Here is a 15,332-nt window from a genome sequence, read left to right as displayed (position 1 = left end):
GCGCTGTGCGCCCGGGTCATCTCTTGCAGGTGCTATCAGGTAATGATGTGCTGCTGGTTAACAAGCTCGTCGTAGGTGGTCTGAACGCCATCAAGCGTAACGAGCGTGGTATTAGTGTAGGTGCTCCCTGTACCGTCACGGTCGATGGAGATCACGGTATTGCCATTACTATTAGTGACATGGAGATAATTCCCCAGCGTCGAGGCGCTACCGTTCCAGCCCACCAGCAGATCGCCGATGTCGATCTTGTCTCCCTGCGCCAGCGAGAAGCCGGTCCAGTGATCGCCCGCGGTGCTGCTGACGTTACCCCCCGTGGCATTCCCCACCGTACTGTTCAGCACCTGGTAAATCAGCGTATCGCCGTAGGCCGTACCGGAGATGGCGTCGTTATGCTCCGAGCTGATGAACTGCGGCGCCATATTGATGGTCAAGATGGCGCTGTCCGTTCTCCCGGCAGAGTCGGTCAGGGTGTAGTTGAAGGTCTCCTTCGACGTCATGGATGAGAGCGATACCCCGCTGTTGAGGGTATAGGTGTAATGACCGTCAGCGCCGATCGCCAGGATGCCGTAATGGCCGGTGATGTTCACCGTTGCGCTGCCGGTATACGGATCCAGCGTGGTGGCCACGCCGTTGTAACCGGTCACGCTCAGACGGGTATCCACCGAGTGGAGCTGATCCAGCACGCCGCCAGAATCGGTTCCGTCAAAGATATTGCCGTTGACGGTGTGGCTGCCGGTGACGTCGAAATCACTCAGCGAGTAGGTGGTGCCGTTCACGCTTGGCGTGATGGTGATGGTCCCGACGCTCAGCCCCGGGACGCTACCGGTAAAGTTCAGCGTATAGGTCCCGGCGTTGAGATCCAGCCCGGTCAGCGGGACGTCGATACTGCCGCCCAGCAGCGAGCCGCCGCTGAAGGAGCCGCTGCGGATCACGCCCGAGCCGTCGCTGATGGACCAGTTCACCGTCAGCCCGCCCAGCGACAGCAGCGAGGCCACGCTAAAGTGCAGCGACGCGTTGTGCAGCGCGGTGTTCGGGTCGACCACGAAGGTTCCGCTGCCGGAGCCCTGGGTTGAAGAAAACAGCGCCGTCGTCCAGTTGGCGACGCCCACGGTAGTATCCGAGTAGACCGACGTGTGGTGCACCGAGGTGAGGTCCATCGTGCTGCTGACATCGTTCACCGCATCCATCGCCCGCGCTGTTGGGGTGATGTTAAGCGATGCCGTATCCTTCGAGCCGTCAGGCGCGGTAACGGTGTAGACGAAGGTGTCCGGCGTGCTGATATGGTCCGCCCCCACGCCGCTTCTCAGGGTATAGGTGTACTGGCCCAACGAATTGATGGTCAGCGTGCCGTATTCCCCCTGAATATCGGTTGTTCCGCTGCTGTTGACCGTCACGCCGTTCACTTCCGTGACCACGGTGCCCGCCGGAACAGGGTCATTCGCCAGCACGTCGCCCGTGGTGGTTTCGCTGATGCTCGCCACGCTGTAGACATGATCCTGCAGGACGCTCAGCGTGTAGCCCGTCAGGACGGCGATCCCCGATGCGGTATTGAGTAAGAACAGGTACTCCCCGGCGGGCAGATTCAGCGTCAGCTGGGATGACGTGCCCCCCAGCAGCGGGGCGCGCAGCCAGCCCGACTCGACGCGAACCTGCTCGAAGGTCTGGGTGGCGTTGTTGAACTTATAGACGTACAGATCGAATACCGACGCCAGCGCCACGCCGCCCACGGAGGCCTGGATGGTCATGGTGCGTGTCGTGCCTTCCTCCACGTTGTAGATAATCGGGTTGGTCATGTCGTCGAGCAGGTTAAGCCCCAGCGTGCTGCCGAGATTAATGCCCACCAGGGTAAAGCCGCCCTGAGACGAGGCGCCGTTATTGATTTCGTGCACGCTGGTGTCGAAAGTCAGCGAGGCCGTGTCGTCCACCGCCACAATGCCGTTAATTACCGTACCGGCACCCAGAGACAGTACCAGCTGTGCCGACGCGCTGACGCCGTTGTGGGTGATGGTGTAGGTGAAGCTCTCCGTCCGGCCAATGACCGCGGCGCTGGTATCGGTCAGGTTATAGGTGTAGCTGCCGTCGCGGTTGATGGTCAGCGTACCGTATTTGCCCTGGATCACCGTGCCGTCGGCGTTCACGCTGGTGGTGATGCCCTGGGCGTTAGTGACCGCGGAGATAGTGGTTCCGGCCGGCGCGTTGTCGCTGCCGGCGGTCGGGTCCGTATCGAGGATCACGTTGCCGTTGAGGCTGGTATCGCCCGTGACCGTACCCGGACCGGTCTCTTTTACCGCCACGTCGAGGCTGGTGTAGGAGCCGGTCGCCAGCAGGTTGGTGTTGTAGCTGAGCACGCGATAGTTGCCGTCAGCCAGCCCGGTCAGGTTCAGCGAGACGCCGGTTGCGCCGAGGGTCAGCAGATCGGCAAACTGCGGCTGGCCGGTATCCACCACGGTGGTCCACGCACCGTTGACGTAATGCTGAACCACCAGCTCCAGGGTATTGAGCAGAGAAAGCACCGCCCCCGTAGCGTTGGCGTTCACCACGATATCCGCGCTGCCGCCGCTGCCCACCGTGAAGTTCACCTGGGCGGTATCATTGCCCAGCAGCGTCAGGACATTGCCCACGGCGCCGACCAGCAGGAAGCCGTAATCGCTGTACTGGCTGTTGGTCACGGTTGCCGTGGTGCTGAGGTTCAGCTCTTCGACGTTATTGCTGGCGGAGAACGGCACCACCGGCGCAAGGGCAGAGCCCGGCAGCGAGGCGTTGCCAGCGGCGTCGGTGGCGGTGATCTGCAGCGTCTGGCCTTCGATCTGTTTGTTAATGAAGGTGTAGCTGTAGGTGCCGTTGCTGCCCGCCATGGCGGTCACCGTCGAGCCGTCCGCAAGGCGGATAGAGACGGTGCTGCCTGCTTCCGCAGTCCCGGTCAGGACGCTACCGTCGGCGTTGAAGGTCCCGGTCGGCGCCGTCGGGGCGGTCGTATCGACGATAATCGTCGTTACGGCTGACGCCACGCTGGTGTTGCCCGCCGCATCGGTGGCCGTGGCGGTGAAGTTATGCGTGCCTTGCGTCAGCGTGGTGGTTTGCGGCAGGGTCCAGTTGCCGCTGCCGTCGGCGGTCACCGTGCCCACCAGCGTGATGCCATCGTAGATCCGCACCGTGGCATTCGCTTCGGCTGTCCCATTGAGCGTTGGGCGCGTGTCGTTGGTCGGATTCGTACCGGTCACCGGCCCGGTGACGCTGCCGACATCATCAATGACCGAGCTGATGACCGGCGCGCCCGGCGCGAGGGTATCGACGTTAATCACATACCCGGCGGTAGGCGAGCTGGCGTTGCCTACCGCATCGGTGGCGGTAAAGCTCAAATTGTGCGGACCGTTGCTCAGCGCCGGGGATGGCGTAAAGCTCCACGCCCCGCCGGTTGCCGTCACGCTGCCGATTTGTACGCCGTTATCAAAGATTTTCACCGTCGATCCCGCTTCCGCCGTACCGGTGAGGGTCGGCTGCGCGTCGTTTGTGAACCCGCCGTTCGCGACCGGCGTTGCCGCATTGCCCACGTCATCCAGAATGCTGGTCAGCACCGGCAGCGCTGGCGGCGTGGTGTCGACGGTGAGGCTGAAGCTGGTGGACGACACGCTGGTGTTGCCTGCCGCATCCGTCGCCTGCGCGGTGAAGCTGTGCGCGCCCGCCGTCAGCGTGGTGTTGAGCAAGATACTCCAGCTTCCGCTGCCGTCCGCGGTGCCCGTTCCGACAAGCGTAGATCCCTCATAGATCTTCACGGTGGCAAACGGTTCGCTGGTCCCGACAAGGCGCGGTACCGTATCGTCGGTTGTTTGCCCGGACGTGAGCGGGCCGGTGATGCTGCCTACGTCGTCTATCGCCTGGCTGATTACCGGCGCGTTCGGTGCCGCAGTATCAACAATCAGGGTAAAGTTCGGCGAGGTCGGGCTGACGTTGCCCGCTGCATCGGTGACCGTGGCGGTCCAGGTGTGGCTGCCGTTAGCCAGCGGCGTTGACGGCGTAAAGCTCCATGCGCCGGTTCCGTCCGCCTGAACGGTGCCGACCGGCTGCCCGTTTTCATAAACGGTGACCGTGGCGTTGGCGGTCGCGGTACCGTTCAGCGTCGGCGTGGTGTCGTCGGTGCTCTGCCCGGAAGTGAGCGGGGTTTGAATGCTACCCGCGTTGTCACCCGCGGTCGAAATGACCGGTGCCGACGGCACGCCCGTATCCACCGTCAGGTTAAACGGCGTCGTCGTGCTGCCGGTATTGCCAGCCGCGTCGGTGGCGTTGAAGGTGATGGCGTGCGGCCCGTCGGGCAGATCGGTACCCGGGGTGAAGGTCCAGCTGCCCTGGGCATTCACCACCGCAGTGCCAATTTCGGTGCCATCAACGATCACGTGCACGGTAGAACCCACGTCGCCCGTGCCGTTGAAGGTTGGACGCGCGTCGTTGGTGCTGTTGCCTGACGTGAGCGCCCCGGTGACCGGACCGACATCGTCAATCACGCTGGTTACCACCGGTACGCCAGGGGCCGCGGTATCAATGGTAAAGGCAAAGACCGACGAGTTCGCCGAGGCGTTGCCTGCAGCATCCGTTGCATATGCGCGCAGGGAGTAGCTGCCGTCGCCCAGCGGCGCGGTCGGCGTAAAGGTCCAGTTGCCGCTTCCGTCAACAACCGCAGTACCAATCTGCGTGCCGTTGTTCATGATGTGAATGGTGCTGCCCGCCAGCCCGGTGCCGCTAATCGTAGGGGTGCTGTCGTTGGTCGTCTGCCCGCTGGTGAGGTTGCCCGTAACGCCGCCAGGGACGTTGTCATTTACCGTATCCAGCGTCGGAACCGTCGGTGCCGTCAGGTCAACCACCACGCTCCAGGGGGCAGAGACCGCGCTGACGTTGCCCTGCGGATCGGTCGCTCGGACGGTGAAGCTGTGCGAGCCTTCGCCGAGCGCGGTGTCAGGGGTAAACGTCCATGCGCCGTTGATGTCAGCCGTGACCACGGCAATCTGCGTGCCGCCGTCGAAAATGGTCACCACGCTGTTTGCATCCGCAGTCCCCGAAAGGGTTGGCGTGGCGTCGTTCGTTTCGCTGCCGCTAACCACCGTAGTGGCGGCGTTACCGACGTTATCCGTGACGTTGGTGATAACCGGCGTGGTGGAAACGGAGTCCACCACGACGGTGAAGCCCGCCGAAGGACCGCTCTGGTTTCCTGCCGGATCGGTTTCGCGGATGGTCAGGACATGGTTGCCCTCTGTCAGGGCAGGCGTCGTATAGCTCCAGGTGCCGGTGTTGCCGACCTCCACGCTGCCCAGCAGCACGCCGTTGTTGTAGATGGAGATGGTATCGCCCACCGCGCCGGTGCCGGTGAGGGTCGGCTGGTTGTCGTTGGTAGTCTGGCCGCTGGTCAGCGGGCCGGTGCCCGGACCGACATCGTCAATCACCGCGCCGATAGTTGGCGTGCCCGGCGCAGTAAGGTCGACGGTGACGCTGGCCGCCGGAGAGCGGCCGCTGGTCAGGTTATTGAGGGTCGCGGTCACCTCAAAGGTGTGCAGCCCTTCGCCAAGCGCGGGTGGCGTATAGCTCCAGTTGCCGCTGCCGTCGGCGGTTACCGTCGTCAATGGCGTCGCGCTACCGTCCAGATAGATGGTGATCAGGCTGCCCGCCTGAGCCGTACCGGTGAGGGTTGGGGTAGTGTCGTTGGTGGTTTTGTCCTTCACGTCGCCTGTGATTGGGGCGACGTCGTCGTTGATCGCCGTGATCGCGGGCACGTCAGGAAGATTCGGAAGCGTACCGGTGACATTGTAAGTCGCATCAGGGCTGGTACGTCCGGACGCATCGGTTGCGGTCACGGTCAGGGTCGCGCCATCCAGCGGGGCCGGGCTGACCGCGATGGAGAAGCTGCCGCCGGTCGCAACCCCGGTACCAATGACGTTACCGCCGCTATCCTTAACGGTGATGAGTGCGCCTGCTTCGGCGGTGCCTGTCAGCGGCGTACCTTCTTGAGCAAGGCTAAGATTGCCCGGGGCGGCTGGGTCCAGGGTATCCACCGTCACGCTCAGCGGTGCTGAACTTCCTGAGGCGTTACCCGCAGGATCGGTAGCGGAGACAGTGAAGGTATGAGAACCATCCGACAGCGTTGTGCCTGCGGTCCAGCTCCAGCTGCCGTCCGGCTGTATCGTCACCGGCACGCCCGACGGGGTACCATCGATGGAGACGATAACGGTGGTGCCGGGTTCGCTGGTCCCGGTAAGGGTCGGCGTGCCGTCGCGGGTGTAGAGCACGTTGTTGGTGAGCTGGCTGTCTGAAACGGCATTAATCTGCGGTATCCCAGGCGCAACGGTATCGAGCGTCACGGTAAAGATCGAACTCGGGGCGCTGACGTTGCCCGCTGCATCTACGCCCGCCACGGTAATGTTTAGCGGGCCGTCCGTTTGCGTTGGAAGCGTCAGGCTCCATTCTCCGTTCGCCACCACGACGCGGCCCAGCTCGACGCCGTTGTTGTAGACGATCACCGTCTCACCGTTAACGCCGGTTCCGCCGACTGTCGGTGTGGTATCCGTGATGTAGCCGCCGTTCGGCTCACCGCCGACGGCGCTAATGACCGGCGTATCCGGCGCCAGGGTATCCACGGTGATCGTAATCGCTGGCGACGGGTCAGAGACGTTGCCCGCCTCATCGGTGGCGGTGGCGGTATAGACGTGGCTGCCCTCCGCAATGTCGCTGCCAGGGCGCCAGCTCCAGTTGCCGTTGCTGTCTACCGTGACGGTGCCAACGACGGTTGGCGTGCCGCCGTTGACCGTGTCAGTGATGTTGATTACGTCGTTCGGCGTACCGGTGCCGCTCAGGACCGGTCGCGGATCGTTGGTGGTTCCGCCATCGGGAACGGGGCCGGTGATCTGGGTGACGCTGTCGGTGACGGTCGGTGCCGCAGGCGTGGCAGGCGGGTCGGTATCAATGGTGATGGTGACCGGCTGCGACGGGGCGCTTTCGTTGCCCGTACCGTCCATGTTGGTGACGGTCAGGGTAATGTCATAGGTGCCGTTAGGCAGCGGGGTTGATGGTGTCCAGGTCCAGTGGCCGGTACCGTCCACGATGACATCATCAAGTTTGACGCCGCCGTTGTAGATCGTCACGGTATCGCCCGCCGTGCCGGTACCGCTCAGGGTTGGCGTGGTGTCGCGGGTGGTTTCGCCCGGGTTCAGCGGTATTTCTGTGCCGCCAGGATTGACGGTAATTGTCGGGATATCCGGCGTGGCAGGCGCGACGGTATCTACCGTCAATACAAACGGGCTGGAGATGGTGGTATTGCCAGCGGCATCCGTGGCGTGAACCGTCAGGGAATGCGGGCCGTCGGTGAGCGGGGTAACGGGCGTAAAGCTCCAGCCGCCGCTGCCGTCGAGGGTGGCGGTGCCGAGCAGGGTGGCGCCGTCATAAACGGTGATTACCGCATCCGCCGGGGCGGAGCCCTGCAGCAGCGGTTTGGTGTCATCCGTGGTATCGCCGCTGCTGAGCGTGCCCTGAACGCCGCCGACGTCATCGGTCACGGTGGCGATGGTGGCTGCTGTTGGCGGTGTGGTATCGACGGTCAGGGTGAAGCCGCTTGACGGCTGGCTGGTGTTCCCCGCCGCGTCGGTGGCGACAACGGTAAAGGTATGAGGCCCGCTGCCTAGAGGCGTAGTGAGGGTATAGCTCCACGCGCCGTTGTTGTCGACCGGAACCGTGGCAAGATCGGTGCCATCCAGGCGGATGGTGACTGTCGATCCCGGTTCAGCCGTGCCGTTGAGCGTGGGGGTGGTGTCGTTGGTGCTGTCGTTGGAGGTGAGCGCACCGAGGCGCTCCGGCACATCATCTATCACCTGGGTAATCACCGGAGCGGCAGGCGCGACGCTGTCAACTGTCAGAGTCCAGGTGTTGGAGACGCCGCTGGTGTTACCTGCCGCGTCGGTCGCTACGGCGGTCAGGGCGTGCGGACCCTCACCGATCGGCGAGGAAGGCGTAAAGATCCATACGCCAAGGCCATTGGCGACGGTCGTACCAATAGCAACACCGTCCACGCGGACGGTGACCGTCGCGTTTGGTTCGGCGGTACCGCTGAGCGTCGGGGTGGCGTCGTTGGTGGTCTCATTAATATCGAGCGAGCCGGTACGCCCGGGGACATCGTCCACGACTTGTGAAATAACCGGGGCGCCGGGTGCCGTCCCGTCGACGTTAATTGTCCACGCGGTTGATATTCCGCTCGGGTTACCGGCGGGATCCGTCGCCGTTGCCGTCAGCACGTACGTGCCATCGGTCAGCGGTGCGGGCGGCGTAAAGCTCCACAGGCCGGAGGAGGGAACAACCGTCGTACCGAGGACATCGCTGCCGTTATAAATCGTGATGGTCGAGCCCGCCTCGCCCGTTCCGTTCACGGTCGGCGCCCGGTCGTTGGTAATCCCGTTAGGGCCTACGGGGCCGGTGGTGGCCTGCACGTCATCAATCACAGACACGATAATTGGTGCCTGCGGTGGGGTAATATCCGGTGACGCCGCGGAGGTGGCAGGCCCCGTGTTGCCTGCCGCGTCGGTGGCGTCGGCGGTCAGGATTTCGCCGTTGAGTTTCGGTGGGGTCAGCGTCAGGCTGAAGTTGCCCTGGCTATCGACAACAGCGGTGCCAAGGGTGACGCCATCTTCACGGATGGTCACCGTGCTGCCTGCCTCCGCTATACCGCTGATGGTGCCGCCATCATTCGACACCACGAGGTTTCCAGGGGCTAACGGCGGCGTGGTGTCCACGGTGAAGATGACAGGCTCTGAGGCCGTGCTCTGGTTTCCGGCGGCATCGGTTTCAGTGACGGTAATTGAGTGCGTCCCGTCCGGGAGCGGACCGTCTGGGGTAACGCTCCAGGTGCCGTTGGGCAGCACCGTCGTTGTGCCAATCGCCACGCCGTTATCATAGATGGTGATGGTCCCACCGGGCTCGCCCGTTCCCGCCAGGATCGGCAGCGAAGCATCGGTAGGTGCGACCGACGTGATGGTTCCCCTGATATTGCCCGTATCGTCGGTCAGTACAATCGCGGTCGGTGCGTCCGGCGGGGTAAGATCCACAGTCAGTGTAAATACCGGTGAGGCTGGCCCGGTGTTGCCGGCGGCGTCGGTTGCCCGCACGGTAATCTGGTGAGTACTTTCACTCAGGTCAACCGACGGGGTAAAGGTCCAGGTGCCGTTGCTGGCGACCACCGCCGTACCAATAGCGACGCCGCCGTCATAAATCGTCACGGTCGAGCCCGCTTCGCCGGTGCCGGTAAGCTGCGGACGCTGATCGTTGGTGCTGCCGCCGTTGCTGACTGCCCCCGTCTGCGGGGCAATATCGTCCGTTACGCTGGTGATTGCTGGCGCATCGGGCGCGGTGATGTCCGGCGCGTTGAGCGTTGTGCCCGGGCTGGTATTCCCGGCGTTATCCGTCGCGGTGGCGGTCACCTGCTCGCCGTTGGTCAACGGTGTGCCGAGAGAGACGGTAAAGTTGCCATCGCTGCCCGTTTTTCCTGTGCCAATAACATTACCGTTTGCGTCTTTCAGCGTAACGGTACTGCCGGGTTCGGCGGTACCGGTAACGGTTTTGCCATCTGAAGAGAACGTAAGACCGGAAGGCGGATTCGGCGGTGTTGTATCCGGATCGGCAGGATCGACAGGTATGTTGGGGTTGGTGCCATTGTTATTGCCGCCACCACCGCCACCTCCGCCGGTGCTTGCCGCCGCCGCGATGCCGCCCGCTGCGACAATGCCGCCCAGTGCCCAAGGCCAGATGGCGGCGGCACCGGCGTCACTCCCGGAGGCCGCGAGCAGCACGTCCGTAGACGCGATAGATTCGTACGTGGCGGCTCCGGTCGGATCTTCGATCCACCATAATGCGCCGTTGCTGTCCTGCAGTACCAGCTGGCTCACGCCCTGCGCGTCCGTGACGTAGAAATTTTTAAGGGTGATCACCTCGCCGGAGTGCAGCGTAACCAGCAGATCGTTACCACTTCGCGCGAAGTGGGAGACGCTTGCTCGCTCGACATGAAGCTCAACGATAGAGGAATGGCTCAGCGTAACCTGTGTGCCTTCCGTGGTCGTTTCCACGCCAGTAAGTTTCGATATAACAGAGATTTGGCTCATTTAGGTATTACTCCAGCAGATGTGTCATGAACGGCGAGCAAGACGAGCCATCTCTGCAGAAGGTAAAGGGCGCCCCGGCGCAGTCGCTGTTATTACGCAGCACTGACCGTTGTTTTTAGCGCGCACGATGCCCGCCAGGATTTAGAGTGGCAACATCAGAGCGAATCTAATTTCTTATGAAAGAGAACCGTTTTTTTCGTATTTTATGTTTTGTAAAACCCTGTAATTAATAGAGGAATTATTTTTGAGGATATAAAAATGATATAGACAGAAAACACATGTTGTGCAAATTAAGCTTTCGTAAATAAGTGCGGAAACAGTGAAGAGGGCATTAATATATTCGTATTGCAAATAATTGCATTGCTGTAACTATCTGTTTTATATGATTTTAATTTCACATTGCGATGTTGATTATTAATGTGGTTTAGGCAGTATGATAATTGGTAGGGGGCATTTTGGATATAATGTAAAACGTCATTGTTTAATCACACTTAATATTCATTTAAGTTAGGGTAACGTTTTTGATATAAAATATATTATGTCACTTGCGCAATGAAATATATTCTTATGTAGGGTTAAAATTCTGCTATCACGCGAAAATAATAACGTTAAGGCAAGGATAAAATAGCCTGGTTCATTTTCGTTGGGCCTACGACGTCAGCATGATTTTGCGACAGAAAAAAAATTACGGGGAGAATGAATAAAACTCGTCAGTCGGGCGTTTACTGACGTCACTCCCTTCTTACCCTGGAGCTTTATATGAACACGACCTCGCTTCGTTTGATCCCGGTGCTGATTTTTTCCCTGCTTTCCCCCCTGGCGCTGGCAATGGGCAATAATAGTACCGAGAGCAAAACGCCCGACTGTCCTTCCGGACAGGTGTATGACAGCGCCACCCAGAAATGTGTGCCGGACAAGAGCAGCAGCCTCAGCGACCAGGACAAAACCAACTATGCGTACCATCTCGCGAAAAAAGGCGAGTACCAGGCGGCGCTGAATCTGCTTGATTCGCTGAAAAATGGCAATACGGCTGAAGCGTGGAACTATCGCGGGTTCGCCACGCGTAAACTTGGCCGCACGGACGAAGGTATTGGTTACTACCAGCGCGCGCTGGCTATCGCACCGGATTATGCCAAAGCCCGGGAATATCTCGGTGAAGCGTGGATGGTAAAAGGACGTCCTGACCTCGCGAAAGAACAGCTGAAGGTGATTGCCGGTATTTGTGGCCAGTCCTGCGAAGAGTACCGTGACCTGCAGGCCGCCATCAACGGACATCCGGAATCCTGATTTTCTCGTGGAGGGAAAACACATCGCTACCAGTGAGGTTCGTCAACAGTTAGCGGCACACCTGTCGCGTCTCTGGCGCTATGGGCTGGTGCTGTCGCGAAACACGGATATCGCCGAAGAGCTGGTTCAGTCCACCTGCGTGCGTGCGCTTGAAAGGAGCAGCCAGTATACGCCGGGCACGCGCATCGACAGGTGGCTGTTCGCGATACTGCACTCCATCTGGATCTCTGAGCTTCGGGCACGACACGTGCGTCAGGGGCAGGGATTTGTGGCCAGCGATGAGCTTCTGGCGCCGGACACCCGCGAACAGGATGAGACGCGCCTGCATTACCTGAAGGTGATGCAGCGCGTGAACGCGCTGCCTGAAGCCCAGCGCAACGCGGTATTTTTGGTTTATGTCGAAGGCTTTACCTACCAGGAGGCGGCGGAGACCCTGGCGGTGCCAATCGGTACCGTGATGAGCCGCCTGGTAACGGCACGGGCTCGGCTTGCCAGGTCCGCTGACGCTCTGCCTCCGGTAAAGGAGAAACGCTCTTGAACTCGCACCGTTTTGCACCGCCTTACAACGACGACGCTATCGTGGCATGGATAGATGGCGAGATGTGCCGCGCCGACGCGCAGCAATTTGAAGAACAGATGAAAATTGACGAACGCCTCTCCGGGCGAACCGCCGAACTGATGAAAAGCAGCCAGGATTTCGCCGGGGCGTTTGCCTCTCTCCTGGATGACGCCCCTCTGGAGACAATGCAGGCGCGTCTGGCAGCGATTCCCGAGCCACAGTCCTCCACGCCGGCTGGCGTCAGCAGGCGGGCGCTGATTGCCGCCTCGGTCAGCTTCTTGATGGTCGGCTCCGGGCTGGGCTACCTGCTGAGGCCCGCTTCCGCGCCGGCGGATGAGAACGCCCACATTCGCGACCTGGAAGCGCAATATATGTCCCTGTACAGCGTCGAGACGCTGCTGGATATGGACAGCGCAACGCCGGTCCTGCAGCGCGGGCTGGAACGGGCCGCGCAGGACATCGGCATGAAGCTGCAAATGTCGCAGCTTGTCCTGCAGGGGGCTGAGCTGAAAATGGTGCGAATGCTGCGCTATGAAACCACCTCTATCGCGCAGATTGCCTGGATCAACGCCGACTACGGCCCGATGGCGCTCTGTATCTCTCCTGTTGATGAGAAGACGACGGCCTCTCTGCGCCAGGAGCAGCGGCACAGCATGAACCTGGCGTGGTGGCAGGAGGCGGGCTACCAGTTTGTCCTGATTGGCCGTAACCCGCCGTCTCACCTGCGGGGAAACGCGGAGCAGCTACAGCGGCTCATCTCAGGATGACGGCACGTCGTTCGTCTTAATCGCAATGGCGATGGCAATACGATCGTCCACCACCAGCGCAAACTTATCCATCCCGTAGGACGCGCGCGAGATCGCCGTCGTGGCATCCAGGGTGAGAGCCTGGGCGTGCGGGTCTTTCACGATGGCTTCCAGAATCACCGGGCGGGCAATGTTTCGCACGGTCAGCGTGCCGAATACCCTGTACCGCCCGTCGCCCTGAGCGACCACGCGAGAGCTGATGAACTCGATAGTCGGATAACGCTCAGATTCAAAAAACATGTCGCTTTTCAGCTGCCAGGTGAGCAGCTTGTTTGACGCCACAAGCGTCGCTACGGGAATGGTGACGTGAATATGGTCGTCGACGTCGTTCTCCGGATTGAGCGTCACGGCGCCCGTCACGCCGCTGAACGTCGCCCAGGAGAGGATGCCGCCAAAGGCATGCCACGATAGCCGAATGTCGGTGTTATCGGTGTCGATAATGTAGCTCTTCGGGGCTGCCATCGCCCACGGACAAACCAAAACAAGCACTATCACCAGGCGTCGCAGCATCTCAGGATCTCTTTTAGGGGGGCAGGGAGTAAACGCGTTACCTCCGGGATCTATTCGGCTTTGTTGACATTATTTCAACCGGAGCGCGATAACCGGACCTGGTGACAAGTGTAGCCTTGAGAACACAGCGCTGCGGGGAATAAAAAAGGCCGCTTGCGCGGCCTTTCGAAGGGATTACTCAGTGACTTTCTTTTCCAGCTCGCTGGCACCTTCTTTGGTTTTGTTCCAGCCTTTCTCAGCGCCTTCTTTGGTGGCATCCCACCCTTTCTCGGTGCCTTGTTTGGTTTTATGCCAGGCTTTCTGGGAATCTTCGCTGACCTTGCTGCCCAGGCTCTCGCTTTTGCCTTCCGCAGCATGCTTCTGTTTCAGCTTCAGCTCTTCACCTTTGTTCTGCTCTTCGTGCAGTTTTTGCTTCGCCTCGTTGGCGTTTGCGTTCGCCGCAGCGACGGTATCGTCAGTTGCATGTGTGGTCGCAGCAAATACTGGGGAAGCCAGCAGAACGGCAGATAATGCGATAATTGTTTTTTTCATAATATCCTCATTTAACGTTATCGGTTATGAGCGTGATTCAGCATGGCACAGGCGAAGCGGGATGGCTTTAGGAAAAAACTGTAATGAGATCAATGTGCCTTGATGAGGGATATTTCGCCTGAGGATTATCCAAAGGATAAAAAGCCTATTTCAGCAAGGGCGGCGAGAGTCAGGAGAATGAAGATTATGACGGTTATGGGTTTGTACATGTTGGGGTTCCTTCCGGGTTGGGCGGCTAATCCGTAGCGCTGGGTGGTATGGGTAATTTTGCACAGGAGGGGGGAGAGGGTGTTGATGTTTGTCAAAGCCAAGGGGTAACACTATAAACTACTGGCCTGTTGGTCGGTTTTTTTTTGCAAAGATCACGGTATACTGACTTTGATTAGAAGAAGGGGAATGGCATGGCGATAACGGAAGAAGCGTTGCTTAAGTCGGGTTTCACAAAAGAAGAGCTGCAAAAACTTAAACGCTATGTGGATACTCAGCGTTCGACGCTGGATATTTTGCTTCCTGCGCTTTCAAATCGATTTAAAGGGACTGTTATACTTTCAGTCGTACTTACTCTTCTGTTCATACTGGCTGTTTGCTTCGCTTCCCGAGAAAATATCATCTCATCAGGCGTTGCTGTGCTGTTTATCTTTGGCATCTTCTGTTGGATGACTCCTCTCAAATTAACGTATAAAGCCTGGCGATTTAAGAGGGGCTATTATCAATAGACAGTAAGTCAAAAACAATTTTTGCGTTTATGCCATATCCGATGATTTTCATAGTAAGTTTTGGCCGACTCATTGAGTCCATTTTTCTGTAAAAATCTGAGCGCATAAAATAAAACAAACGCCAGGAGCCAGGTTTGCGAAGTAAACCAAATACGCTGTAAGCATTGGCAGCAAGGCTTACCGTTTTATACGCAGCCAGACCAGCCTCACCGCGAAATCCCATAAACTCTGCAACCGACATCGCTGTGTCAGCGATAAATCCCTGCGAATCAGGTTTGTACAGTAATTGATTATTCACTTCTCTGGATACGGTATTAGCCGCATCAATTACCAGTGTTGCACCTAACAACACACCGACCGGTGTCATTGAGCTCGCAAGGAGTAATCCACCTGCGGCTTGTAACCCAGCAAAAACAACCTGTACAGCGGAGATGACATAGCCAACAACTTTATTGTTTTCCTTGATGAACTCAACCCTGGCATAAAGCTGCGCTGCTTTCGTTCTGAGCAGGCGATCTTGTTCAAGAAGATTCTCGTTCTCTGCCCTGAGATTTTTTATATAGGAAATCCCTTCTTCGTCGGATTTCGCTTTGCGGGCAAGAGAAAATTGCTCAGTTATATAAGTTTTAACGTCTTCCATGAACTGAATTCTGGTGAGCCCATCCTTGAGATGGTTAGCCGCTACCATGTTTGCAGTGTTAATGAGTTTACGAGCTTCCAGATTAATCATGGTCGCTGACCATGCTTTAGTCTGTTGTCCTGTAAGCAGCGAAATATCCATATATACCCTCATGAACGC

At 59.1% G+C, this 15,332-nt stretch carries 8 protein-coding genes; 4 read left to right on the top strand and 4 right to left on the bottom strand.

Annotated features, from left to right (window positions below; translation table 11 throughout):
• Positions 1-35: 35 nt before the first annotated feature.
• Positions 36-10,124 carry a BapA/Bap/LapF family large adhesin gene (locus KIF87_RS09585; protein ID WP_213328595.1) on the bottom strand — a complete coding sequence of 3,363 codons (10,089 nt, stop codon included), beginning with the start codon at positions 10,122-10,124 and terminating at the stop codon, positions 36-38.
• A gap of 759 nt (positions 10,125-10,883) precedes the next feature.
• Between KIF87_RS09585 and KIF87_RS09580 the strand changes: the two genes are divergently transcribed.
• The 3 genes from KIF87_RS09580 to KIF87_RS09570 are packed head-to-tail and all read left to right on the top strand — an operon-like array spanning position 10,884 to position 12,737.
• On the top strand, positions 10,884-11,411 hold the full coding sequence (locus KIF87_RS09580; RefSeq protein WP_213328594.1) for a tetratricopeptide repeat protein: 528 nt from the start codon (positions 10,884-10,886) through the stop codon (positions 11,409-11,411).
• Positions 11,412-11,418: 7 nt separating this feature from the next.
• A complete protein-coding gene (locus tag KIF87_RS09575) occupies positions 11,419-11,949 on the top strand; it encodes a sigma-70 family RNA polymerase sigma factor (RefSeq protein WP_213328593.1) in 531 nt (176 codons plus the stop codon).
• On the top strand, positions 11,946-12,737 hold the full coding sequence (locus KIF87_RS09570; protein WP_213328592.1) for an anti-sigma factor family protein: 792 nt from the start codon (positions 11,946-11,948) through the stop codon (positions 12,735-12,737). The genes KIF87_RS09575 and KIF87_RS09570 overlap by 4 nt, the downstream gene beginning before the upstream one ends.
• On the opposite strand, the gene KIF87_RS09565 is transcribed toward KIF87_RS09570, so the two are convergent.
• Together KIF87_RS09565 and KIF87_RS09560 are read right to left on the bottom strand one after the other, a co-directional pair.
• A complete protein-coding gene (locus KIF87_RS09565) occupies positions 12,729-13,286 on the bottom strand; it encodes a YceI family protein (protein WP_213328591.1) in 558 nt (185 codons plus the stop codon). The genes KIF87_RS09570 and KIF87_RS09565 overlap by 9 nt on opposite strands.
• 174 nt (positions 13,287-13,460) lie before the next feature.
• Positions 13,461-13,817 carry a KPN_00521 family repetitive protein gene (locus tag KIF87_RS09560; RefSeq protein WP_029740047.1) on the bottom strand — a complete coding sequence of 119 codons (357 nt, stop codon included), beginning with the start codon at positions 13,815-13,817 and terminating at the stop codon, positions 13,461-13,463.
• A gap of 401 nt (positions 13,818-14,218) precedes the next feature.
• On the opposite strand from KIF87_RS09560, the gene KIF87_RS09555 reads away from it, so the two are divergent.
• The gene (locus KIF87_RS09555) at positions 14,219-14,533 is read left to right on the top strand and encodes a hypothetical protein (RefSeq protein WP_213328590.1); all 315 of its coding nucleotides are present in this window, start codon (positions 14,219-14,221) and stop codon (positions 14,531-14,533) included.
• Here KIF87_RS09555 and KIF87_RS09550 read toward each other — a convergent pair.
• Positions 14,511-15,314 (bottom strand): DUF4225 domain-containing protein, encoded by an 804-nt coding sequence (locus KIF87_RS09550; protein WP_213328589.1) that lies wholly within the window; start codon positions 15,312-15,314, stop codon positions 14,511-14,513. The genes KIF87_RS09555 and KIF87_RS09550 overlap by 23 nt on opposite strands.
• Between the last annotated feature and the right edge of the window lie 18 nt (positions 15,315-15,332).

This window comes from Enterobacter sp. 120016 (genome assembly GCF_018383635.1).
GTDB lineage: Bacteria > Pseudomonadota > Gammaproteobacteria > Enterobacterales > Enterobacteriaceae > Enterobacter > Enterobacter asburiae_D.
This window is presented reverse-complemented; position numbering and strand designations above follow the sequence as displayed.

Coding starts and splice junctions, on each gene's coding strand:
- KIF87_RS09585 (WP_213328595.1), bottom strand. CDS start 10,124: ATGAGCCAAATCTCTGTTATATCGAAACTTACTGGCGTGGAAACGACC.
- KIF87_RS09580 (WP_213328594.1), top strand. CDS start 10,884: ATGAACACGACCTCGCTTCGTTTGATCCCGGTGCTGATTTTTTCCCTG.
- KIF87_RS09565 (WP_213328591.1), bottom strand. CDS start 13,286: ATGCTGCGACGCCTGGTGATAGTGCTTGTTTTGGTTTGTCCGTGGGCG.
- KIF87_RS09560 (WP_029740047.1), bottom strand. CDS start 13,817: ATGAAAAAAACAATTATCGCATTATCTGCCGTTCTGCTGGCTTCCCCA.
- KIF87_RS09555 (WP_213328590.1), top strand. CDS start 14,219: ATGGCGATAACGGAAGAAGCGTTGCTTAAGTCGGGTTTCACAAAAGAA.
- KIF87_RS09550 (WP_213328589.1), bottom strand. CDS start 15,314: ATGGATATTTCGCTGCTTACAGGACAACAGACTAAAGCATGGTCAGCG.